Consider the following 24523-nt stretch of genomic DNA (forward strand, 5'->3'; position numbering starts at 1 on the left):
TTTGTAACCTGGGAAAGAAAGATTGAAATTACGAGCATAAAGTCTCTAAAAAGGCAGGTTTCCAAGTAGGGAAAGAATCTAAAGAACTAACAGCATATCCCCTGGAAAACAACACATGTAGAGTTATTGTAGAGGTAAATAAGAAGAATGTAAAGATTTATATTGCCAGGATGTAATCTACGAGATTCACATCATGCTCCAAATCCATCTTTTTTCGCAAACGATATCGCTTTATTTCCACACTTTTTACAGAGATATTTAAAAGCGGGGCTATCTCCTTCGAGGTGAGATTCAACCTTAAATATGCACAAAGCTTAAGATCATTGGCCGTTAGGTTGGGATGCCGGGATTTTATTTTCTTAAAGAAATCCTTATCGGCATTATTGAAGGCTTCTTTAAAAAATTTCCAGTTGTCTTCTTCACTTATATCCTTGTCAATGGTTTTTATCACAGAAGAAACTTCACCAGAAGCCCGGGAATCTTTGAGTTTTTCCTTTATACTGCTAAGGAATTCATTTTTTTTGATCAAACTCATAGTAGACACAGCCAGTTCCTTGTTCTTGCTCTCCATATCCCTCTCCAGCTGTTCATTTTGAAGTTCTATGATCCTCTTTTCTGCCTCCAGGTTTTTCATGCGCAATTCTTTCTCATTCTCTCTTATGACCTTTTGGTGCTTCCTTTTGTATAATTTATTGATAAGATATACCAGCAGGATAAAGAATAGAAAATAGACAGTTAACGCAGTAAAACTTAAATACCAGGGGCGGGAAATTTGAAAAGAATACAGTACTGGGTCCAGATACTTATCCCCTATTCTCCCCCGTACTTCAAATTCATAATCCCCAAAAGGAAGATTTGTGAATGAAACAACAGAGTTTTGTGACCATGGGCTCCATTGGCTGCTTAGTCCCAAAAGTCGATAACTATATTCTGGCCTGTAGAATTTCTTAAATACGGGAATGCTGTATTTAAAGGTTATATTATTTGTTTTGTAATGGAAAGGCTCCTCATTCTCAAGGTCAAGTAAGTGGGGCTCTGCATCAAGCGCAGAAGCGGTTATTTGGTTTATCCTTAACTCATAATCCTCAATGCTCGTAAATTCCTCTTCAAACTTTAAATATCCATTAGAGATCCCAAGGAGATAGGAATCATCTGGAAGAAAGCTTATATTTTCATAACCCAGGGTGATATTCCTTAATTCCCTGGGTAAATAAATGGAGTTTTCCCTATATGTATTGCTAAAGCCGGAAACCTCCACATTAAATATAGTATTTTCAGAAAACCCCCATATCCTTCCATCTCCGGTGGTTATCACTTTCCCTGAAATGAGCTCTTTTGTATTGAAAATTTCTGAAAGACCACTATCAGGTTTAAAATTTTCTTCTTCAGGATCATATTTTAACAAGCGTTCCCTGGAGGAAAAATAAAGACTGTCATTAAATTTAAAAATACTCGAATTGATCCCTGAAATTGTATCAAAGCTGAAATTCTTAAGGATATTAAGTTTCTGTTTTTCAAAATCCAGCTTAAGCCTGAAAATTCCTTTATGTTCATTTACTGTCCAGAATTCATCATTACCGGTTTGAACAATGAATTTGGAGGAATGAGGAAAATCTTCCAGCATCCCCAGGTCTTTAAATTCCCCATCAATTTCCCGTAACAGGCTAAGCCCATTGTAATGTCCCTGCACATAAAAACCGGGTGTCCCTTCGGTTTTCGAAATTGTCCAGGTTCCAGTACGGTCAAAGATCCTGGTAGCATTTTCAGCTTCAATTAGGAATGTACCATTATTGTGACCTGCAAATAAATAACCGTCAATGAATTGTAGATTCCATACCTGCCCGTTGGTTCCTTCCATAAATTCGAACCCGTTCTCCCCTATTCGTCTAAAAAAAAGCCCCTGGTTGGTACCAAGGTATAAATGTGTATTGGTTTGAAAAGATGCGTATACAGAGCCCAGTTTCCCATATATATCCTGGTGGGAGCGAAAGGATGATTCCAGATTGATGACTGCCAGGCCGTGATCAAGACCGGCCCATATATTCTGTTCCCTGTCAACATACAGATGAAGAACCGTATTATTAAGGAGGCCATTTTCCTGGTTAAAACGATTTATTAAAGCACCTTCTTTATCAAGATGAAAAATCCCGTCTTCCACAGTACCTAAAAGAAAAGTACCATCTTCAAGATCCAGCGCAGAAAATACACTCTTCCCCTGCAGCTCACCTGTCAAAGCAGGAAGGGCAGCTTCAAGAGAATCACCATCCCAGGAATAGATCATTCCATTTCTGCTTATAAGAATGAGATCTGAACCCTTTCGGGTAATATGCATCACTTCTATTTGCTGCAAGAATTCTTCTGCGATTACCTGCTGCGCGACATTTCCCCTTATAGTATAAAGGCCCCGGGCCATTACCTGGAAAAAAATATCATCACCGGCCTTAAAAAGATTGGTAATAGCTGCGGGAGGGCCTGGGATCTTCGTTATACTTTCATTTGCCTCATTATATAGATACAGGCCTTCAAAGCTTTGAAAGATCAAAAAATCGTCAAGGTGCCTTATATGCCAAAATTGCTCCCCATCGCGCAAAGGATCTGGAAATTGCGATAGCAAACTTGAATATTCCAACCTGCCAGTGCCTGTTCTTTCCCAATAGCCAATTTCCATATAAGCCCCTGCATACACCCGCTCTCCAACTACCTCCACACTTCTCACGATAGTGTTATTTGGCATAGGATAAAGGTTCCATTCCTCCCCGGTATATTCCAGAAGGCCGGTACTATTGGCAATATACATATTACCATTTGGTGTCTGGGAAATCATCCAGTTTTGATTACCTCCCATATACTGGTTTGGATCAAAATTGATCACCGGTGGTAATTCCTGGGCCATTCCAAGAGAAACAGCAAATAGAAGAATAATGCTTAAGATCCTCAAGCTTAAAATTTTGTTGAATTTAATCCTAAAAATTGGGATTGTACAAAATTAACGAGAATTTGCTAAAAAACACTGGTGGCACTTCAATGCATTTTAAAGAATCCTGTCATTCTCGAACGACCTGCCTATTTTCCTAGAACCTTGTGGAGTCCAGGTGTTTCAATTCGGTTTTTAGGGTGGTGTGAGAGGGTGTTGAAGGCTTATTCCCCTTTATTCTTTCTACAAGAAGGGTCGCGGCTGTTTCTCCCATTTGCCTGGGATGCTGGTCTACATAACTCAGCGAGGGATAAAGGATTGGCGCAATATCCTCGTTTACATAACCTATCATCTTAATATCCTCAGGGATCTTAAGCCCCTCTTCCTGTATGGCTCTCGAAGTTAACAGGGTGCTAAGAAAATCCAGGCCAATGAGGGCTTCCACTTCTTTCTCCTGTAGTAGCTGTTTAAGTTTATCCTTTACTTCAGGTATATCCCTGGAAACTACCGCAAATTTTTCATCTACAGGAAGTCCAAGGTCTTTACAGGCTTTTTTATACCCCTCAATACGCAGCTGTCCTAAACCTATGTCCCCCAATGCACAAACAAGGCCTATTTTTTTAATATTCCTGGAGTATAGGAATTGAACAGCATCATAGATACTGTCCTTGTCGTTTACTCCTACCATATCTATTTCGATATTTGGAATGATCCTGTCAAAGAGCACTACCGGTATCTCATATTCCAGCAGGTTATGCAGGTGCGCGTAGTCATTCATTTTTTGTGTCTCTTCCGAAACTGAAATCAGCAAACCATCAACAAGTCCATTAGAGATAAGCTCAGTAATTTGTTTCTCGAGCTTAAGGGATTCATTTGATATATAAGTAATGACCTGGAAACCGAGTTTCCTTGCTTCTGTTTCTACTCCTCCCAGGACCTTTGCAAAAAAAGTGTTGGAGATATTAGGAACGATCACGGCGATATTTCCTGTCCTGTTTCGCTTTAAGTTGACTGCGGTGGGATTTGGCCTGTAATTATGCAGCTGGGCCAGTTCCTTTACCCTTTGTACTGTCTTGGGACTTATCTCTGGACTGTCATTCAGAGATTTTGAAACGGTTGAGACCGATACATTCAGAAGTTTAGCGAGCTCTTTGAGGGTAATTTTTGATCTCATAAGGGTAGGGTATTTTTAAACAAGCTTTAAAAATAATCAAGATTAAGGGATAATTGTTGTTTTTCAGGAAATTTTTACCACAAAAAGGGAATATTACACCTGAACAGATAGTATTATGGATTTCTGAAATCCTGATATTCAAATTTTTGTCCGCCCACAGAAATTTCTACCATCGCACCCGCTTTAGGCAGGGTTACGATCGCAACCCCGTCTCTAAAGTTTATGCTTGATGCTGCTCCTTCCTCGAGGATCACTGCAGATGCATTTGCGGCAACCTCATATTTTCCCTGCTTGAAACGGTTCACTGCAGCTTCATTTTCAAATAATAGTACCTGGCTATAAGCCTGTCCTCCAATTTGCGCTCCCACATCCACCTGTCTTAATTTGGCCAGTCCTATAAGGTTTCCGCTTTGATATACAGCTCCATTCCCTGCTGCGCCACCAATAATATATGCCCCTTTGCCCACATTCGGAAATATGGCATAGGCTTCTACAGAAGCAAATAATTTGGACATTGCGGGATCCTTTTGCACAAAAGCAGTTTTGGCTTCTTTGACATCCTTTAAAAATTCCTCTCTTTCATCCTGTGCTCTTACAAATGTGAATGTCATCAAGAATATGAAAAAGAGGCACAAAGGCTTTAAGGAAGTTTTCATAATTCAATAGTTTGGTTAAAATCTTTCAAAGTAAACAATTCCTGCTGCTATTGATGTTAATCTAGTGTTATTTATGCTTTCATAAAAGAAAAATCCGGCCACAGGGTCCGGATTTTTTAATTTCTATTTCAGTTTAAAGTTTAATCCAACTCTCCATAGCTGAACTGTTGTCCTCCAATAGATAATTCTACCATCGCACCAGCTTTAGGCATGGTCACAACTGCAACCCCATCCTGGAAACTTATATTTCGGGATTTACCCTCTTCTATTATTACTGCAGATGCGTTACCTTCAAATTCAAGATTTCCATTTTTAAAACGGTCCAGGGCAGCCTGGGTTTCGAAAAATATCACTTCCCTGAAGGCCTGCCCTCCAATTTGAAGTCCAATATCGAGTTGTCTTAATTCAGCAAAACCTACTCTCTCTCCATTTTCATAAACCACTCCATTACCTGCAGCTCCTCCCAGGATGTATGCACCTTTACCCACATTGGGGAAAATTGCATAACCTACTGCAGAGTCAAATAGTCGTGCAGCATTTGGGTTCATTTGGGAAATAACATTTTTAGCCTCCTCAGCATCTCTAATAATTTTTTCCCGCTTTTCCATGTCCACTACCTCATCACGATCTCCCCTGTCTGTTTCCCAGTCCCTAATTGTATCATTTTGGGCTATAAGGGCTGTTGTGAATAAAAGCATGCAGAACATACTTATAATTCTCAAAAATTTACTCTTCGTTTTCATAATCTCCTGTTTTTCGGGTTTAATCTACTTGAAGATAGAAAAAGGAGATCTCTGGATGCGTTAAATATGAGTTATAATGTTTAAATTCAGGATATTAAAATATTCTTAATCCTCTTCCAGTTCCACTATAACTTCTATTTCCACCGCTATATTAAATGGTAAGGTCGCATGGCCTACAGCTGCCCGCGCGTGTTTTCCCTTATCTCCAAAAACCTCCACCATAAGGTCTGAAAATCCATTGATTACCTGTGGTTGCTCGTAGAAATCGGGTAAGGAATTCACCATCCCGTGCACCTTGACAAATTGTTTGATACGGCCAAGATCTCCCGTTGCTGCTTTTAAAGTTGACAGGATCTTGATACCGGTGCCCCTTGCAGCATTATAACCTTCCTTTACCGTAAGGTCTTTTCCAAGTGTTCCTTTTTCTTCACTTCCTTCCCCTGAAAGAAAAAGGAGATTACCTACCTGCCGCCATTTCACAAAATTGGCTACCGGCTGTTTAACCTCAGGAAGATTGATATTTAGCTCCTGTAGGCGCTCTTCGGGTGAATGTTGTGAAAAGGCTTTCGGCAAGGAGACGAGGAGGAGAATAGCAAAAAGGGTATAATTTTTCATTTCTTCAAATATTAAGAGTGGATAAGTTAATTAATTTTTCAGGAAAATAACTGCAGCTGCCAGGCAGGGGCATAAAAAAACGGCCTTATTGGCCGTTTTTAAATTATATGTGGTTCCTAACTCTATTGTCTAGGCTGGAAAGTAAAACGTTGCCCTCCAACAGATACTCCTGCCATTGCACCACCTTTTGGCATGGTGATCACAGCAACTCCATCCTGGAAATCAATATCCCGGGATACTCCCTTGTCAAGTATTACGGCTGATGCATTTGCACCGAGTTCGTAACCACCTTCCTTGAATCTCTCAAGATCTGTTTTCGTCTCAAAAATAAGAACTTCTACAAAGGATTTTCCTCCGGCCTGCAATCCTATATCAACTTGCTTAAGATCTGCATAACCTACTATAGTATTATTCTCATAAACTACCCCGTTACCGGAAGCTCCGCCAATGATATAAGCTCCTTTTCCAACATTTGGAAAAATAGCATAGCCGGCAGAATTCTCAAGTAATTGAGCTGCATTGGAATGATTTTGTCTTATATCAGTCCGTGCATCTGAAGCATCTCTTCTAAGATCCTCCTCGGTATTTCTCATACTTCCGCAACTTGCCAGCAGCAATAGCGCCAGCACAAATAGTGGCATGTAAACTTTGTTAGTCAGTGATTTCATCTCTTTATAATTTTTGGTTTGAGATTGAAATTAGCCTTTATCCTAAATAAACATTGTTAACCCGGTGTTATTTCACTTAATATTAGCTTTTTAAGCAAAAAAGTTAAAGGTATTTAAATTGGAGGGCATCCCGGAAATTCCAACAAGTAAAAACACATAACCGAAAGAATTGAATATAACGAAGCTTTAAATCAAGAAAGTACAAGCTGCCCTAAAAGTTGGTGTCGTAAGTGGCAAAAGAAAAAAGGAAAATTCTCTACCTGCCGGGAAAGACGGTTGAAAACAATATCCCTTCTTTCGGACAGAAAAAAGGAGTATTCGTCCCTTATGGCTTTTTCTTCCTGTTGAAATTCAGGAAATTATAAAATATTTCAAAAAAATTTTATTAACCATTTTAAATATATTCAATTATGAAAACCTTAAAAATAACTCTGGCCCTGGCCTTTGTGCTTCTGCTGGCACCGGCAATCACCAGTGCACAGGAAGGAACAGCAACCCTGGATTTCCCGAACGCCAATAAAGCCCTGCAGGTTGTTCAGGACTATACAAGGGCACTGCAGGCAGGTGATGTGGCTGCTATGAACAACCAATTAGCACCAAACGCAATGATTTATGGCCTGGGAGGGGGATTGGATTCTCTCACAGTGACACAGCATAAAAATTATTATACCGAAAGCACAAATAAATACAGCCATAGCCTTACAGGTGAACTTTATTTGCCGGTGAAAGTTACAGATAATTGGAATGAGGGAGAGTGGGTTTTGGCATGGGGTACCAATACCATCACAGACAAGGCGACGGGAAAAACCATTACAATTCCATACCATACAGCAAGCATGGTAGATAATGGTAAAATTACATAGTATGCAACCCGTAGAAAACAGGGGGGTAACTAAATGCAGTTTGAAGTCCGGAATCATTGTTTACCGGTTATAGAATCTAGACCGCTTCCTCTGCTAGAATATAGAACCTGGACTAAAATCTACATCAATGGAAAACAGCGCTTTCCCAGATTTAAAAAGCGTGGATATTTCTAAAGTATTTAGATATTAAACCACCGTCCTTTTAAGGTTGACAGGAACTCAGGCAATATATGGCAAAGCTAAACCGAAATTCACATTATAATAATAGGGCACCAATGGACCAGAAAGTTGTTTGCACTTCCAGAACTTAAAATTCTCATCAAAAAAGGTAGACGATTTGTGAACTTTTTATGTGCTTTCAACTCACTCTCACAACAATATAAAAAAACAAAACCCTGATAATCTTAGAATTAACAGGGTTTTGTTTTCTTTTAAAATGTAAAAAGTAGCCTCGCCAAGAATCGAACTTTCCCGCCGGAGGCCTTATTTTAAAGGGCTTTACCGAATTAACCTATATGATGTTGACGATTTGTGAACTCTTTTTGGTGATCTTTCACTTCGTTTACTAAAGATAATTATTTAGAATTAAAAGATGTCAAATATGTTTCTATAGCAGGAATATTTCCATTATTCGCTTTTATATTAATGCTAATCAATTATTAGATTCATCTGTTGAATTTCCGGTAGTTGGGCCTGTCCCCGGAAGGTCGTTTCTTCTCCACCAGCAAGGGCTTCTTTTTTGGCTCCTCCTGTTCCAGTAGTGCCTGGAGAATCCCTATTGTTGGTTTGGTTTGAGTCTTTTCAATTTCCTTTATAATAGCTATTACGGCGTTGATCCTTTTATTAATTAGTTTTTCAATAGTTTTCGCTGTAGGACCGATCTTTTCTTTTGGAGAAATTTCATTATAAAGGAAAAAATCCAACATTCCTGTTATTGCATCCGTATGAGTTTTGTAATGAGTTCTGGAAAATTGCTGAAAGCGTTCAGCCGTTTTCTTTTCTATAGTGATGTTTTTAACCTTTTTCATAATTCAGACTTTTCTGAGGTTTACTGGTATTTTTGACCATTTTATTGGGGTTTAGAGCCCAAAACCAGTAAATCCATAATTTTTAAATTCACCCATTATTTTTAAATTATTGACCATTAGGTGTTTAAAAACAAAAAGGAATGTTTAACACCGCTCTGCGTGTTACCCTCTTGCTATTCCTTTACCTCCTTAAACCGAAGATAAATTATTGTCGAACTCTCTCCTGGAATAGGATAATTTTTGGGAAAAAACTTTAAGCGGAATTATTCTATTCCTAAAGAAGATGTGATTGTTATAGAAAAAATATAAAAGTACTTTAATGACAATTTTTTTGGATGGATATAGGTAATAGTAAAACCTTCAACTTTTATTTAAATTTACTTTTCATATCCGGAGCGTTTTCCATTTTTTTGAATAACCAATTTTTGGATCTGATAACATCCTCCTCAGCTTAATTTACTTCCCATAGAGCCCTCGCTGTTACCATTTTTTGATGCCTTATAATTTGTGATTTAGAATTAGGATAGGCCGTAGGAAAATTGGGAAAATATCTCAATCGTCTTTAAGGCCGGCTAACTTCTAAATCACATTCCTTTGCTTCCCAAAAAATGGTTTTACGGAGATGGTCTGGAGGGTGAATTTTGAATTGAAGTGACAGCTGGTTAATTAAGTTCTTAATGCGAGTTCAGGCCGGGCGGACTTATGTTTGAAATATTCTCACGGAAGTGAAGCGTCCCCGATTTTTCTGCGATGGGAGCGGAACGTAAGGAAGATATTTCAGACATGTGTCCAAGACTGCTCTACGAAGCTCTTTTCCCGCAATGGAGTATAACGGAATGGAGGGAAATGTGCTGAGGGGTTGGAAGTGCAAAATATGATTACGAGATTATGTATTACCAGTGATATCACTATATTGAACTATTCTAGATCCTTTATCCACTGGCGTCCGGTAAACCAAATTAAATCCTACCTTAATACCATGGAAAAAGGGAGTCCTCGTTTTCGACCGCAGACTCCCTTTAAAGGTTCCACTTAAAGCGGACATTATGGACAAAATTACAAGAAATTCTGGAATGCCGGTTCTCGGACAGCTGTTATCTTTTATTCCCCGAAGCAATTTTAACCGTTTAGTTGGCCAATTAGGTACAGATCGCTATACCAAACGATTTACATCCTGGGATCACCTGGTCTGTATGTTGTTTGCGGTTATTGAGAATGTTGGCGGATTACGTGAGTTATGCTCTGGTTTAGCAGCACATAATCAAAGTTTAAAACATTTAGGAATGAGTTCTATGCCATGCAGAAGCACCGTGAGTGATGCTAATATGCGCCGGTGTTCTGAGTTGTTTGAAAAAACCTTTATAAGCATATATAAGCAGCACTATCGTTTTTTCTCGGACAGCAGTATACCTAAAAATGAAAAATGGCTCTCCAGGCTGTTTTTGGTTGACTCTACCACTGTTACGTTATTCAAGAATATAATGAAGGCCTGTGGTAATGCTATGGCTAACGGGAGGCGTAAGGGAGGAGTTAAAATACATACTGGAATGTGGCTAAAAGAACAAGTTCCTTCTTTAATAATGATTACTAAAGCAGCGGAAAATGATAAAAATTTTATGCCCCGATTTAAAAAACTTCCTGCACAGACCATTGTAGTTTTTGATAAGGCATACTTAAATTTTGGTTTATTTATTCATTGGAGTAAAAACGATGTCAGTTTTGTAAGCCGACTGCACAAAAGATGCAAAGTAACTTGGGGGAATTATAACCTCTTAACTAAGGAGGATGAGCAATATGGCATATTGGAAGACTGTAGAGCAGAATTAGGGCATAGCCAGCAAAAACAAAAAGTAAAATGCCGCATTATAAAGTTTTATGATCACAAAGATCAACGGGAAATTGAATTTATTACCAATGATATGCAGCTGCCTGCTTGCACAATTGCAGAAATATACAAGCAGCGATGGCAAATTGAGCTTTTATTTAAAAGGCTCAAGCAAAACCTTAAGATCACCAGCTTTATTGGCGATAATGAGAATGCAATACGAATTCAAATCTGGTGTGCACTTATAGCGGATTTACTGGTCCAAATAGCTCGAAAAGGGTCTCGACGTTGCAGATTATCTTATTCGGTGATTTGCGGGCTATTTAGACTTCATTTAATGAATTATGTGAGAGTTACAGACTTACTTTTAAAATCAGCAGATCCTAACATTTATCCTAAAAATATACAGCTTGCACCTAACCTTTTTGACATAGGACCCCCATAGATTGAAAATAAAAATCGAAGTGAGGTAGAATCAAGGTTTATTAAGATTAAAACAAGAAATACTATTTTTACCGGACGCCAGTGATCCTTTATCTTATAATTTCCTGGATTTAATTATGGATAGGAAATTAAATAATCTGTTATTTTTGTGAATTGAAAACATCCAAAAATAAAAAACGATTTTCTTAACAAGATTTACAGACCAAGCTTTTCAAAAAATAAAGATGGTAGATTTAAGCTTGCAAATGTTTTTTCCAACATTTGTATGTGTCGCAATAGTTTTTATCCTGTTTTGGAAATATGTAAAGAAGATCTTACCAGTCAGTAAACGGGTGCCAGTTATTGAGGGAGTTAAAAATTATAGACGCCTTCACAGAATTAATAGCCATTTCTGGGGCATATTTTCTTGTTTTGTTGTTCAGATATTAGTTTATTCCATTGCTCCCCAGTTTTTATTTATATTTTTTCCTGTTGATCATTTACAGCATCCCGTAATTCTTGGAATTGGTGTTTTATTACTCAAATTTTCGTTGGGAATTATATTAATAGCTCAAATTCAAATCGATCAAAAATTAACTCAGATTACGAAAGAAAATGATCAAACCATTTTATTCAAATCTTTGCGAAGGTTCGAAGGGTTGCTAATTTCCGGGATGATGTTAATTTTTATAGGCTTTTCGATCACTATACCTTCCCTATTCAGTTTAACACTTGTTATAATTGGATTCTATATATATAACAAAACAATATAGGTTTCCTGAATTAAGATTATTACTTTATACTTTTCTATTTTTGCAATTAACCTGAATATGGATTAAAATATTAAGCCGGTGTTTTTATTTTTCTTATTATAACTTGGGACTTTTGGTTTTCTGAGTAAAGAAAAGAAATGATCAGGAGATAAGTTTGTTAAAAAATTAATAATGCCCGATTACAATTTACAGATATTTTTACCAGCATTAATGCTAGTTGCTACAAGTTTGGTGATATTTTGGAAATTTGCCAGAAATGCGGTGAAAGTTACCTCTTCACATTCTATAGAGAAAATGACGGCCTACGATAGATTGAAAAGAATAAGTGGTTATTACTGGGCAATTTTTATTTGTTTCATTTTTATGACATTCATTTACTCCTTAGCTCCTGAGTATTATTTTATTTTTTTTCCAATAGAAAAATTACATCATCCATTAATAAATCAGACTGGGATGTTGATTTTAAAAATAGCTGTAGTTTGGATATTAATAGCCCAATTACAAATAGATAAAGAACTATATAAATACTCAAGGGATATAGAAAGTTTATCGGCAATGGAGTTGATAAGATATTCCGAAAAAAGACTATTATCAGGAATGCTAGTTTTATTTATCGGTCTTGTAACAACTATTACAAATCTTATTGGTTTTGTACTCGTATTTATTAGTTGTCTGGTGTACTACAAAATTTTTAAAACTAATCGAAATTTAGAAAATTGGAATTAATGCCTTTCTAATTCAGTTGTATCCCCCGGAAAAAAAACAAGTATGGATTTAACAATTGAAAACGTATTATTAATTGGTTCTCTCCTACTTCTAGTAAGCGTTGTCATAGGTAAAACTTCATATAAATTTGGCGTTCCAACTTTATTGCTCTTCCTGGTGATTGGGATGTTGGCTGGTTCTGACGGTATTGGCGGCATTCATTTTAACAATCCAGAAATTGCACAATTTATTGGTATCGTATCCCTTAGTTTTATTTTGTTCGCCGGGGGATTAGAAACAGATTGGACCACCGTAAAACCTATTCTGCGGGAGGGACTTGTTTTATCAACCATAGGCGTGTTGCTCACAGCTCTCACTCTGGGAGTATTTGTATGGTTCGTTACAGATTTTACTATTTATGAAAGTATGCTTTTAGGTTCTATTGTATCTTCAACAGATGCAGCCGCAGTTTTTTCTATCCTACGCTCTAAAAGTCTTGCATTAAAGGTAAACCTTCGTCCGACCCTGGAATTGGAAAGTGGTAGTAATGACCCAATGGCCTATGTTTTAACTATTGCATTCTTAACCTTAGTAATTAATCAGGATCAAAGTATTGTTTCCATTATTCCGCTGTTTTTTCAACAAATGATTTTAGGAGGCATTGCAGGTTTTGTTTTTGGGAAGCTTAGCAAAGTTATGATTAATAATATTAAACTTGACTTTGAAGGTCTTTACTTTGTACTGGTAATAGCTCTTATGTTCATTACATTTTCCGCAACAGATTTTGTAGGTGGTAATGGATTTCTTGCTATCTATATTTGTGCGGTTTATTTAGGGAATCAGGAATTCATTCATAAGAAAACAATCTTCAAAATGTATGATGGATTAGCCTGGTTAATGCAAATTGTTTTGTTCCTTACTTTAGGTTTATTAGTTTACCCGTCACAAGTATTTCCCTACATGGGGATTGGTCTCTTAATTTCATTATTTCTTATTATTGTTGCCAGACCAATAAGCGTTTTTTTAAGCCTTATGTTTTTCAAAATGAGACTAAGAAGACGGTTTTACATCTCCTGGGTTGGATTGCGTGGTGCTGTGCCTATAGTGTTTGCAACTTACCCTCTTTTAGCAGGAATTGACAAGGCAAATACAATTTTCAATATTGTATTTTTTATTTCAGTAACCTCTGTATTAATTCAGGGAACAACCTTATCTATAGTTGCCAAATGGCTTAATGTTGTCCTGCCTGAAAAAGCTAAAAGAATTACAGAAGTAGATAAATTAATATTAGATCTTCCAAAATCTTCCTTGAAAGAATTTGTAATTTCACCGGATTCCTATGCAGTTAATAAGAGAATCGTTAATTTAAATTTCCCAAAATCTGCTTTTATAATAATGATTAAAAGAAGAGAGGAATATCTCCGACCAGGAGGTTCAACAGAAATTGAACCTAAAGATATATTGATGGTGCTTGCAGACCATCCGGAAGATTTTGTTAAGGTGAATGATTGCTTATACACGCAGCGTGACGCAACAAAATCTTAGAACCCATGGAAATAGATTTACGCTACTTATTGAATCCATTGCCTGTGGTCTCACAAACATTATAAATTCGGTACCTGGTTTTGAATCTTAACAAATAAAGGTATTTTGTTGTATTTTAGAAAAGCTTATAAAAGAAGGGAATCCCACTTAAAATAAAAGCTTTTATTAAAAACAGGATTTATGATTAAAAGAAACAGAATACTGGTCCTGATCGACTTTTCCAAAAACACAGAGAACCTTATAGATTTTGGATTCAATATAGCCGAGCTCATTGATGCCAAAGTTGTTTTTGTACATCAGGTACCCGGTTTAGTACCGGCAATGGCCGATGAGGAAAGCAGAAGAGAGATTATACAAGTGGAGATTAATGAAGCTTATTCAAAACTTCGTGAACTTGCAAAAGGTCGTATCTATAGTAATGATTCCTTTCAGGTTAGTGAGAAACCTATTCTTGTTCTTCTCAGAGGTCTTTCTTCCCCGAAGTATTTTGATTGGGTGTTTACAGGCTTAAAAGAAAGCGGGATTCTAAAACGTTTGTTTATTGGCAGCATTACCCTTTCAATCATAGACGAATCGGATATGTTGACGGTTACCGTACCTACAAATTCGAAGATGAACCCTCCCAAAAAACTCCTGGTAGGGGTTCACCCCACTTATACACTGAACGGGGAACACCTGCATACGGTATTAAAAGCCTTTGAAAATAATTTAGAGAAAATTGAATTCTTTACTATTTTGAAAGAGACCGAAACAGAGCAAAAAGCCAGAGAGCATCTTTTACATTTACAAGCCGAATACAACAATTATGATCCTGCTATCCAGATATACAGGGGGAATGATGCTACTTCTGCATTAAGAGATAAAATTAAGCAAAGCCATAATTCATTCTTAGTTCTTCAACAAGGTTCACGCTCCCTAACCGATAATCTTTTCAGAAAATTTACCATTAATGAACTGGTATACCGGGGGCAAACTCCACTCATTGTTTTATCTAAATGAAGTGTCTTATGATATCTCCGATAATTCATTTCTTAAATGCAGAATAATTCTGGGTCACCTCTTAAAAGGCAGTAGGTCATGGCTTGATTAATTCTTACCATAGTAGTAGGAATAATATTTACACAAATTATTTTTTACTTATAAATATTAAAGCCGTATTTGTATTTTTAGCCAGAGCATGAGCAAGGTGGCCAAATGCTTTCTCGTTTCTTTCTGCTTTACCTAATCCTATTATTACCAAATCATGTCCGGAAGCCTGGTTAATAAGTTCCGTTTCGACATCATCATTTGAAATGATTTGGACCTCGGTTTTTCCCGGAATGATACGGCGAGCAAAACGTGTAAGGTTCGAATTATTTTTTTGAAGTATTTCCGGTGGTGTATTAGATGGCAGGATTTGTATAAATTTGATCTCGGGCTGAGAGGCACGCCACAGGCTGGCAGCAACCCTCACCCGGAGGGGGTCATGAGTTCCAAAACCAGCTACTGGAATAAGGATCTTTCGTGCTTCGGTAATTTTCCATCCACTGTAAGGTTGGCGGAACACCACCACATCTGCCTTCACGTGTTTTACCAGTTTTTCAAGATTTTGACTGGTTTGAAGATCGTTCAGTTCACTCAACCCCAATAACAAGCTCCTGCAATTGTGAACTTTGACAACCCGTTCAATTTCTTCCCATGGATGGTCAGCAATAGTTGTAATTGTATCGGGACGTAAGCCCGCTTTAAAAGAAGCTTGAAGGGCGTATTGTGTAACATCACCGCTTGATATAAGTCTTTTCTCAAGATCATCCTTTTCGGTGCTTGGGATTACGATAGAATGGAGCAGTACCCGCCCTACCACCGGTGGTGCCAGTGCCTTTGCCAGAAAAACCAGGGATTCCGCATTTGCAGGATTTGAAATAGGGAGCAGCACGAGGGGACTCAAGCCTCTTAATCGTAATAGGTCCGGATCCAGTGCTTGTTCAGATGCCTCAATGGCTCGGGCTCTTTTTACAAAAAAGGATATAAATAGGACGGCTCCTACAAGGAGCCAGATTAGTGCAATAATTCCGGCAGCCGGTACCACAATCGCCTGAAAAATTGCTAATCCAACACAAGCGATTATTCCCACGAATGGAAGCGCAGGAAAGAAAGGCGCTCTATAGGTATTACTTTCTTTATATCCGCGATTTCGCATTAAGATCATGATAAGATGTGCCAGTGCAAAAGTTATTAGGAAGATCAAACTGGAAGCTGCACCGGCTGCGGCCAGATCGGGTAGGATTAAAACAAGAAGTGCTACAATCCCGCAGGTAACCCAAATCGACGTATCAGGTGTCCCGAATTTTTCATTAATATTTGACAGGTGATGATTTAATGTACGGTCTTTAGCCATTCTCAATGAGATGCGTGAAGCTGCAAAAAGGTTGGCCTGCAAAGCTGATAACATTGAAAATATACCTGCAACCAAAACCAGCCAGAATCCAAAAGCTCCCAGGTAATTTTGTGCAGCGACTGCCAGAACGGTTTCAGGATTTTCCCGACTCAATTCTGTTATTGACTCCCCCGGCAGCACGCCAACGGTAGACATAATAAACAGCAAGGCCAACTGCAAGTGTACCCACCATTGCCTTTGGGATTGTTTTTTCCGGATTTTTGATTTCACCTGCGGCAGAACCAATTAAATCAAATCCCTGCAAAGCGATAAACGTATACCCCATTGCAGCGATTACTCCGCTAAAACCTCCGGAAAAAAATGGGTCGAGGCTTTGTGTTATTTGGTTGAATGGTGTTTGCACAAAAGCAGCAAGTCCACCGGCTATGAGTATGGCAAAAACAGCAAGTTTACCAATATTAATAACCGCGCCTCCATCGCCGGAACTTCTGATAAGACTGAACGCGAAATATCCTATGGCTGCGAAGGCAAGCAAAACCGGAACCATTCCAAATTCCAGGATTCCGCTTAGCACGTCTGACGGAATTTGCTGAAGAGCGAACAAAGCAAAGGCACCAAATCCAAGAGCATAAAGAACAGCGGCTACAAGCGAGGCAAACCAAACGATCCACCCTATCCCAAAGGCTACCTGAAGCGATAGCGCCTTCTTGGCATAGGTATAGGTGCCGCCAGACTGCGGATTCGCTGAAGCCATTTCGGCAAAACTCAGCGCTGTAATAAAGGCTATCAGTCCGTTTAGCGCAAAGGCCAGAATTGCCGAAGGCCCGCTCACTGCAAAGGCCACCCCGGCAAGAGCCAATATTCCGCCCCCAACCATCGCTCCCACCCCAATGCCCAATGCCCGGAAAAATCCTATTTTGCGTGTGGTTACTGAAGTAAATGGAGCTGGATTCATTTTGAATTTAAAATTTGTATAATAATAGATCAGTAGACTGTCTTATATTAAATTTAGGCAATACTTTCAAAATAGTGGGTTATTAATCGGTAGAGATCTATAAATTTTCCTTAAAGTAAAGACCCCATTAATTTTATATACATATTTTAGTTAAAACACCATTTTCCTTAAACAATTATCTATTCCTAATGGAAGCCATCCACTCTCACCCCTTTTACGAATTTGCTATCCTTCTTTTGATTTCTGCTATTTTAGCTTCGTTAGGTAAAATTTTAAAACAACCTATTATTATTTCTTTTATTGCGGTTGGAATATTAATAGGTCCTGAAGTTTTAGATTTACTGCAATCTCGTGAGCAAATTGAATTACTCGCGGAGATAGGAATTGCAATCCTTCTTTTTATAGTTGGTTTAAAATTGGATCTAAACCTTATTAAATCTACTGGTCCAGTTGCCTTTATAACGGGCATAGGTCAGATTATATTTACCGCGGGATTTGGGTATTTAATTGCCATTTCACTTAATTTTTCTGTTGTCCATTCCATATATATTGCAGTTGCCCTGACATTTTCAAGTACAATTATTATTGTGAAAATGCTTTCCGATAAAAACGAGATTGATAAGTTACATGGTCAAATAGCTATGGGATTTCTTATCGTTCAAGATATTGCCGTTGTAATAACTATGATTGTACTCTCAGCTTTTGGGGAAACTGGAGGAGAAACCAATATCGGGAGCCAGCTATTAATGGTATTATTAAAAGGCATCGCTTTTATAGCAATAATAATTTTATTAATAAAATATGTAATTGACTCTGCACTAAGAAAACTCGCGAGGAATAAGGAATTGCTTGTGCTTTCATCCATTGCCTGGGCAGTAACTTTAGCAGCTGCCGGAGATTATCTAGGTTTTGGTTTGGAAGTGGGCGCTTTTGTTGCAGGAATGTCCCTTGCATCAACCCATTATCGAGAGATCATCTCAGGACGACTAGAAAGTATCCGTGATTTTATGCTTTTATTCTTTTTATTAATCTGGGAGCAGATATAGAACTTTCCATACTTGGTGATCAATTAATTCCAGCCATTTTATTTTCATTATTTGTTTTAATAGGAAATCCAATAATTGTTATGGTAATTATGGGAATTATGGGTTATAAAAAGCGGGTGAGCTTTCTCGCGGGTTTGACGGTTGCTCAAATCAGTGAATTTTCTTTGATTTTGGCAGCTCTCGGATTAAGTAATGGCCATATTGATGAAGAAACCTTAGGTCTTATAACCTTAGTTGGATTAATTACAATAGGATTGTCAACCTATATTATTCTTTATTCCGGTCCAATATTTCAAAAATTATCTCCATTACTTAGCATCTTTGAAAAAAGGAACCTACAAAGGGAAAAGAAGATGAAACTCCTGAAACTATAGATTATATAATTATAGGTGTTGGAAGTTTTGGCCAACATTTGGCAGAGAACCTTCTTGAAAACAACCACAATATTATGATAGTGGATTTTGATCCAGAGGTTGTAAACCATTGGTTGGACAAAGGAATCAAAGCTGAATATGCTGATGCTCAAGACCCCGAATTACCGTCTTTATTACCAATTAAAAACACCAATCATATTATTAGCACCTCTACAAATGTTGAAACTAATATAAGATTGTTAAAATTTATGGAGGAAAATAATTTTGAGGGTAAAATTACAACTTTAGCCCAATCAGATAATGATGAAGAGAAATTAAAAGAGTGCGGTTCATATACAGTACTTAGGCCTTTTAAAGAGGCCGCGACTAAAATACTTGAGAACTCAAATTAGGTTTGTTTTCATAGTTCCAATTTCATAATCATGACCAGTTATAAATTTAAAATAGGATGTTTTCTGTCCGGTTTGATTCTCAGCTATATCTCAACATATCACAATAGGTATGGCGAAATTGAACTGTGGGAATTTCATCACCAGATTTCCATGGCTGTATCTGGCATGATAGTAGCTTTGCTAATCAGGATTTCATCAAGTGCTAATTTCAAAATTATTGGCTTATATCTGAGTATTGGTATTATTAGCGTTCAACTTATTCCAATATCTAGATCAATTTTCACTAACGACCCTATCGAATTTTCTTTTTCCCTGCTAGTTTATACTGTTGTAGCTTTTCTGTCTTCATTCATTGGCGGCTATCTAGGAGAATTTTTATTAAAGGATAAGTATAAAGGGAGATCTTAGGGTAAAATTAATCCAGAAATTTGTCAAAACCTCCTCCCTCTTATTATTAATTGCTTTTCCCTTGAATGACTTTTATTATCTCTAATTATTTTTGAAATAATTGGATAACCTACTATTTTTAACTTTATTTGCTCAGTGAGAAAATTTTTAGGAAATTTATTACAGATATTATTACTGGCTGCCATCGTATTGCTAGTTAATAATGAGATGAATGCCAGTACAGCAGTTGGAAATAAAAATCAAAAGTTTTCCGAAGAAAATATACAAACTGTCAATTTTCCGTTCCAGCTTTTCTTTAAGAAATTGCAATATAAATCTGCCAATGGAAATTGTAAAAACAAAATATCTGGACCTGAGTTAGAAACTAATTTCCTTCACGATTGTAATTCTATTTCTAATAATTTATATTTTCAATCCATTCCACCTTCATGTCAGGATTTACAGTACGTTATTAGAATTCAACTGTATCCATCACATTATTTTTGGTAATTAAGATTTCCCTTTAATGAATTCTTGTATATATTCTTTCCAAGAATATAACTCTCTAATTAATTAATTTCAACATATTTTATTTATGGATAATTCGTCTACCTTGATAGGCTTGGTCCTATTACTATTATTTATAGGACCTGTTATATATATAGTTTACCACTCCACCAAAATGGAAAAACTATTAAAAAGAAAAGCAAAAGAAAAAATATTAATCCTAATATAACAGAAGTAACTCCGTCCCTTCTGCTGGGACTCGATTCGAAACTCCAGAAGCTATTAATTATAAATAAAATAACTATGGAGGTAGATTTAGTTAATCTTACAGAAATCGCTAATTGTGAATTAAAAATTGTGAATTTCCCAGATCGCCCTGGAAAAACGAATTTTGTAAGCCTGGTTTTACTTTATAAAAAGACAGAAGTCAAACCGTTTGAAATGGTTTTTCACAATGACGAGGATGATATAAACTCGGAAGCCGAGGTGCAATTACAAAAAGCGAAGAAATGGCAAAAATTGATTAATTGACATTTAGCGGTTTGATAATTCTTCAAAGGTGTTTTTATTTTAGTTTTCCTACTAGTTCCTTCTTTATTGAAGGGATCCAGTTGTTTAAATAATAGATTTTCTATCTGTATATAATGTATATAAATTGAAAAAGTGATTGAAAGTATTGAAACGCTAAATTTCTAACTTTAATGGATTTAACAATAGAGAATATTTTACTCATTGGTTCCTTGCTCCTTTTTATCAGTGTCCTGGCGGGAAAAACCTCATACAAATTTGGTGTTCCTACGTTGATTTTGTTTTTAGCCATTGGAATTTTGGCTGGAACTGAAGGGATTGGAGGGATTAATTTTGAAAGTTCAAATCTTGCCCAATTCATAGGAATTATTGCCCTAAATTTTATTTTGTTTTCCGGAGGGTTGGACACCAGTTGGAAGAGTATTAAACCGGTGGTTTGGCAAGGTGTTTCTTTGTCTACTCTGGGAGTTTTACTTACAGCTCTTGGTGTTGGGCTTTTTGTATGGGCTATAACTGATTTTACGATTTTTGAAGGGCTTCTGTTAGGAGCCATTGTTTCCTCTACAGATGCGGCAGCAGTTTTTTCAATTTTAAGATCTAAAAACCTGGCTTTGAAAAGCAATTTGAGGCCTACCCTTGAATTGGAAAGTGGTAGTAATGATCCTATGGCTTATTTTCTTACCATTGCTTTTCTTGGTCTGGTAGTGAATCAGGATCGGAGCCTATGGAACATTATTCCTTTATTCCTTCAGCAAATAATAATTGGAGCAGCTCTCGGTTTATTATTTGGGAAACTTAGTAAATTCATTATCAATAAAATTAAGCTCGATTTTGAAGGTCTATACCCTGTATTAGCTATCACCCTTATGTTTATAATATTTTCTGCAACAGATTTTGTTGGAGGAAATGGATTTCTCGCTGTGTATTTAAGCGGGGTTTTGTTGGGGAATGCTAATTTAATCCATAAGAAAACCATTATGCGGATGTTTGATGGCTTAGCTTGGCTCATGCAAATTGTACTATTCTTAACCTTAGGACTTCTCGTGAATCCTTCAGAAATAATTCCCGTTTTAGGTATTGGAATGTTAATTTCAGCATTCCTTATTTTGATTGCAAGACCCCTGGGTGTTTTTATTAGTCTCTCCTTTTTTAAAATGAAAATGAGAAGAAGATGGTATATTTCCTGGGTAGGCTTAAGAGGCGCTGTTCCCATTGTTTTTGCAACTTACCCTCTTATTGCGGGAATTGATAAAGCAGATATTATCTTCAACATCGTTTTTTTTGTTTCTTTATCCTCTGTTCTTGTTCAGGGAACTACTCTATCAATAGTGGCTAAATGGTTACACGTGGGATTACCTTCAAAAGTCAAACCCGAATCTCCGGTCGACAAATTTTTAGCTGATGGAGCTAAATCATTAATGAGGGAAATAACTATTCCCCCGGATAATGAAAGTATAGGTAAAAAAATTGTAAATCTCGATTTCCCCCGGGGAGCCATTATAGCCATGATCATGAGGAATGGGAAATTTATAACTCCAAATGGAACAACTATTATTGCAGCTAATGATGTCCTCGTGGTTTTATTTGAAAATATCTCCACGATAGAGGAGGCATATCAACAGCTACAACTTCCTATCATAGAGGAGGAATTGAACTAAAAAAATTTACAAGAATTTTTTTTAAGCTATTTCTTTTTTACAACCCGTTATTTTTAAGACTATTATTACTCCTTGCCGATGGTTTAAAACTCTTCTGGGAAAGGCGAAAATCATTTGATTTTCTGTCAGATTAAGACAATGGTCGTTCGTTTATGTGAATTTATAACCGGATGCTCGTAATTTTAAAATCTAGTTGAATCCAACTTCTTACACAATTTTAGCTTATTTTTTCTGCTAATTTTTAAGCTTTTAGGTGGTAAGTTAAGAAGTAATTATCCACATCCAATGTAAAAAGAAATTACACCGGCAATTGCGCCGCCAATTGCTGCTCCTAATGTTCCAGAAATTAATAAATTTGAATTAAGAATTTTCCAGGAACTAGGAATGATTGCAGGACTTAATTTTTCGGCAAAATTTATACATTTCTCAGGACCAAGTTCTACCATTTCTCTAAAATTCTCTCCTGGTAAAATTGAGTTTGGACTTATTCCGGTGGTACAAAAAACTGCACGAAATTGTAAAAGTAAAGAAACCGCTTTTTCCTCCTTTGATGAAAGATTTTGAAGTACGTATTCTCCATTTGATTCCAATTTTTCCAAGATTAATTCCATATTATGGTAGACGTTTTCTCTTTTTTCCATGTGTTATTATATTATATTTTGTTGTAGCATCAAAAGGTAGAAAAAAACTGAGATACCCTTAGTATATGCGGCAAAAACTTCTTCTCTATATTGTTTGATAAGGGTCCCCATTTAGAAGACATACTTTAAAATTTTTTGTAATAATCTCAGCATGGATTAGGTGGGTTACTATGAAGCAATCCATACCAATAAGATTTTAGGATGCTTGGCGTACTTGTACAGGAAATTAATTATTGGACATCTCGATACAGCTATATCTATTATTGGACCTCACTGTCCCATAATTGATGGTCAAGTGAAACACTACTATACCAATTCTCAGCCAACCAAAAAATAAACAGGAAAACATCATAACGGTGGCGCTATCGCGCTGCAGGAAGGTTTTATTTTTTGGTTTTTTTATTTTTCCTTTATAACCTTTATTTTATGCTTTCAGTTTTTTCCGTTTTGTGAAAAGAAAAAGAGGTAAAATGGTATCGATTAACTGCAACCGATATTCTCCCTGGTGAAAGACCAGATTATTCTCTAACTCGTTATACTTTAAGCATAATTCCATTGCTCTCTTATGAGGTATTATAGAACTATAATTCTTGGTTATTTTAATTAGCTCTTGACTCCCTGCTCTGGCCTTTAACCTGGAAGCAGTTGATACAGATAAACCGAATATTTTATTTATTCCTGATAATGATATAGGTGCCGCCGCCTCCTGGCAATTAAAATTAGAAGAAAGAAAATGATAGGTACTGCCTTTTATTTGTACGCTTTTCCTTTTCCTAACTTTTCTCCAGAAGTCTTTGCGCAAATACCCATACAGGACTGCTCCTGTTATGGCCTTTATGTTTTGATAATTTTCAAAAGTAACCGGGTACGCAAGCCTAACTTTCCAATCATTTTCCGTCCTAATCCTGTCAAAGGATTTTAAAATATAATAACCTGTCCTGGCATTGTAATGAATCCAGCCTTTCTTTATAAAAAATTGAATGTATTGCAGGGTAGTTTTTCTGGTCCTTATTTGTTCCACCAGTTCAAGAAATAGTAGATCCTTCTCCCTGAGTTTTGTCTTACCACTTTTGTACAGGAGTTTAAGGCATAGAAACACCCTCAGTTTCCTTCCACAGGACTGTTTCTGCCCCTCCAGGAACATTTCTATGGGAACTGATAAACCTGCACTCATAAAACTTAGAGATTAACGTGTTTGTAGTGCTGATCCAGAAAAACATGAATATCCTTTAGTTTGTAATAAATTTTTCCTTTTACCTGGGCATAATTACTTAAGCCTTCATCTCTCCAGGTCTGCGCGGTTTTGGAACTGATCTTGAACATATGTAGAAAATCTGCATTGTTAAGGATTATGTATTCCGGATCCTGTATTTGATCTTTTTTGAACTCCCTTAGCAGCTGTTCCATTTTCAGCTCAAGGGAATTCAAGCTTACCAAAAATGGATGTTCTAACTTTTCCATTATACAAATTTTTAAATTAATAAATAGAATTTACCTCTCCTATTCAATCCCAGAGAAGTGAAATTCAGCTTCATTGAATCATTGATCTCACCGTCCTGTATAAAATAGGGCCGGTGAAATCCTGTGATTAGACTTTCGTACATTCAAAGATTAAAGCAATAGACCAGGTCTAAATTGAAAGATTGAATTTTAACATTCGAGGAGTCAAAGAATTATGGATTTGATAGAAAATTCGTCGAATTCCTATAAAATTTAAAATTGAGGT

General features: G+C 36.9%; 22 protein-coding genes and 1 pseudogene. 12 read left to right on the forward strand and 11 right to left on the reverse strand.

Going from position 1 to position 24523, the window contains the following annotated elements; all coding sequences use genetic code 11:
* Window positions 1–157 precede the first annotated feature (157 nt).
* The 6 genes from FHG64_RS08550 to FHG64_RS08575 all read right to left on the reverse strand — a co-directional run bounded on the left by FHG64_RS08550 (window position 158) and on the right by FHG64_RS08575 (window position 6770).
* Window positions 158–2938, reverse strand: a complete 2781-nt coding sequence (locus FHG64_RS08550; RefSeq protein ID WP_139066005.1) for a triple tyrosine motif-containing protein — start codon at window positions 2936–2938, stop codon at window positions 158–160.
* A 133-nt stretch (window positions 2939–3071) separates the two neighbouring features.
* Window positions 3072–4088, reverse strand: coding sequence for a LacI family DNA-binding transcriptional regulator (locus FHG64_RS08555; protein ID WP_139066006.1), 1017 nt, complete (start codon window positions 4086–4088; stop codon window positions 3072–3074).
* Window positions 4089–4201: 113 nt separating this feature from the next.
* On the reverse strand, window positions 4202–4744 hold the full coding sequence (locus FHG64_RS08560) for a lipid-binding SYLF domain-containing protein (RefSeq protein ID WP_139066007.1): 543 nt from the start codon (window positions 4742–4744) through the stop codon (window positions 4202–4204).
* A 140-nt stretch (window positions 4745–4884) separates the two neighbouring features.
* Window positions 4885–5487, reverse strand: coding sequence for a lipid-binding SYLF domain-containing protein (locus FHG64_RS08565; protein WP_168191340.1), 603 nt, complete (start codon window positions 5485–5487; stop codon window positions 4885–4887).
* A gap of 105 nt (window positions 5488–5592) precedes the next feature.
* Window positions 5593–6102, reverse strand: a complete 510-nt coding sequence (locus tag FHG64_RS08570; RefSeq protein WP_139066008.1) for a RidA family protein — start codon at window positions 6100–6102, stop codon at window positions 5593–5595.
* Window positions 6103–6224: 122 nt separating this feature from the next.
* Window positions 6225–6770 carry a lipid-binding SYLF domain-containing protein gene (locus tag FHG64_RS08575; RefSeq protein WP_139066009.1) on the reverse strand — a complete coding sequence of 182 codons (546 nt, stop codon included), beginning with the start codon at window positions 6768–6770 and terminating at the stop codon, window positions 6225–6227.
* 410 nt (window positions 6771–7180) lie between these two features.
* On the opposite strand from FHG64_RS08575, the gene FHG64_RS08580 reads away from it, so the two are divergent.
* Window positions 7181–7633 carry a nuclear transport factor 2 family protein gene (locus FHG64_RS08580; protein WP_139066010.1) on the forward strand — a complete coding sequence of 151 codons (453 nt, stop codon included), beginning with the start codon at window positions 7181–7183 and terminating at the stop codon, window positions 7631–7633.
* Between the two features lie 665 nt (window positions 7634–8298).
* Here the strand turns inward: FHG64_RS08580 and FHG64_RS08585 are convergent.
* The gene (locus tag FHG64_RS08585) at window positions 8299–8661 is read right to left on the reverse strand and encodes a BfmA/BtgA family mobilization protein (protein WP_174760400.1); all 363 of its coding nucleotides are present in this window, start codon (window positions 8659–8661) and stop codon (window positions 8299–8301) included.
* Between the two features lie 1046 nt (window positions 8662–9707).
* Between FHG64_RS08585 and FHG64_RS08590 the strand changes: the two genes are divergently transcribed.
* The 5 genes from FHG64_RS08590 to FHG64_RS08610 all read left to right on the forward strand — a co-directional run bounded on the left by FHG64_RS08590 (window position 9708) and on the right by FHG64_RS08610 (window position 14931).
* Entirely contained in the window at window positions 9708–10931 is a 1224-nt protein-coding gene (locus tag FHG64_RS08590; RefSeq protein ID WP_139065037.1) for an IS4 family transposase, read from the forward strand.
* Between the two features lie 223 nt (window positions 10932–11154).
* Complete coding sequence (locus FHG64_RS08595; RefSeq protein ID WP_139066011.1) at window positions 11155–11682, forward strand: hypothetical protein; 528 nt, start codon at window positions 11155–11157, stop codon at window positions 11680–11682.
* A 171-nt stretch (window positions 11683–11853) separates the two neighbouring features.
* Window positions 11854–12408 carry a hypothetical protein gene (locus FHG64_RS08600; protein ID WP_246054357.1) on the forward strand — a complete coding sequence of 185 codons (555 nt, stop codon included), beginning with the start codon at window positions 11854–11856 and terminating at the stop codon, window positions 12406–12408.
* A 42-nt stretch (window positions 12409–12450) separates the two neighbouring features.
* Window positions 12451–13932 carry a potassium/proton antiporter gene (locus FHG64_RS08605; protein WP_139066012.1) on the forward strand — a complete coding sequence of 494 codons (1482 nt, stop codon included), beginning with the start codon at window positions 12451–12453 and terminating at the stop codon, window positions 13930–13932.
* Window positions 13933–14112: 180 nt separating this feature from the next.
* Complete coding sequence (locus FHG64_RS08610) at window positions 14113–14931, forward strand: universal stress protein (protein ID WP_139066013.1); 819 nt, start codon at window positions 14113–14115, stop codon at window positions 14929–14931.
* A 127-nt stretch (window positions 14932–15058) separates the two neighbouring features.
* On the opposite strand, the pseudogene FHG64_RS08615 reads toward FHG64_RS08610, so the two are convergent.
* Window positions 15059–17264 (reverse strand): annotated as a pseudogene (locus tag FHG64_RS08615) (APC family permease).
* A gap of 188 nt (window positions 17265–17452) precedes the next feature.
* Between FHG64_RS08615 and FHG64_RS19410 the strand changes: the two are divergent.
* The 6 genes from FHG64_RS19410 to FHG64_RS08640 all read left to right on the forward strand — a co-directional run bounded on the left by FHG64_RS19410 (window position 17453) and on the right by FHG64_RS08640 (window position 22156).
* Window positions 17453–18310 (forward strand): cation:proton antiporter domain-containing protein, encoded by an 858-nt coding sequence (locus FHG64_RS19410; RefSeq protein ID WP_218937567.1) that lies wholly within the window; start codon window positions 17453–17455, stop codon window positions 18308–18310.
* 8 nt (window positions 18311–18318) lie between these two features.
* Window positions 18319–18684 (forward strand): cation:proton antiporter domain-containing protein, encoded by a 366-nt coding sequence (locus FHG64_RS19785; RefSeq protein WP_317133601.1) that lies wholly within the window; start codon window positions 18319–18321, stop codon window positions 18682–18684.
* An 11-nt stretch (window positions 18685–18695) separates the two neighbouring features.
* Complete coding sequence (locus FHG64_RS19420; protein WP_394344218.1) at window positions 18696–19076, forward strand: NAD(P)-binding protein; 381 nt, start codon at window positions 18696–18698, stop codon at window positions 19074–19076.
* Between the two features lie 543 nt (window positions 19077–19619).
* Window positions 19620–19973, forward strand: coding sequence for a hypothetical protein (locus tag FHG64_RS08630; protein WP_139066016.1), 354 nt, complete (start codon window positions 19620–19622; stop codon window positions 19971–19973).
* 300 nt (window positions 19974–20273) lie between these two features.
* Entirely contained in the window at window positions 20274–20501 is a 228-nt protein-coding gene (locus FHG64_RS08635; protein ID WP_139066017.1) for a hypothetical protein, read from the forward strand.
* Between the two features lie 170 nt (window positions 20502–20671).
* Window positions 20672–22156, forward strand: a complete 1485-nt coding sequence (locus tag FHG64_RS08640) for a potassium/proton antiporter (protein WP_139066018.1) — start codon at window positions 20672–20674, stop codon at window positions 22154–22156.
* A gap of 272 nt (window positions 22157–22428) precedes the next feature.
* Here FHG64_RS08640 and FHG64_RS08645 read toward each other — a convergent pair whose 3' ends face one another.
* The 3 genes from FHG64_RS08645 to FHG64_RS08655 form a co-directional block, all read right to left on the reverse strand.
* Complete coding sequence (locus tag FHG64_RS08645; protein ID WP_139066019.1) at window positions 22429–22797, reverse strand: hypothetical protein; 369 nt, start codon at window positions 22795–22797, stop codon at window positions 22429–22431.
* A 424-nt stretch (window positions 22798–23221) separates the two neighbouring features.
* Complete coding sequence (locus FHG64_RS08650) at window positions 23222–23971, reverse strand: hypothetical protein (RefSeq protein ID WP_139066020.1); 750 nt, start codon at window positions 23969–23971, stop codon at window positions 23222–23224.
* Window positions 23972–23976: 5 nt separating this feature from the next.
* Window positions 23977–24258 carry a helix-turn-helix domain-containing protein gene (locus FHG64_RS08655; RefSeq protein WP_139066021.1) on the reverse strand — a complete coding sequence of 94 codons (282 nt, stop codon included), beginning with the start codon at window positions 24256–24258 and terminating at the stop codon, window positions 23977–23979.
* Window positions 24259–24523 lie beyond the last annotated feature (265 nt).

The sequence above is a fragment of the Antarcticibacterium flavum genome (assembly GCF_006159205.1).
GTDB classification, from domain to species: domain Bacteria; phylum Bacteroidota; class Bacteroidia; order Flavobacteriales; family Flavobacteriaceae; genus Gillisia; species Gillisia flava.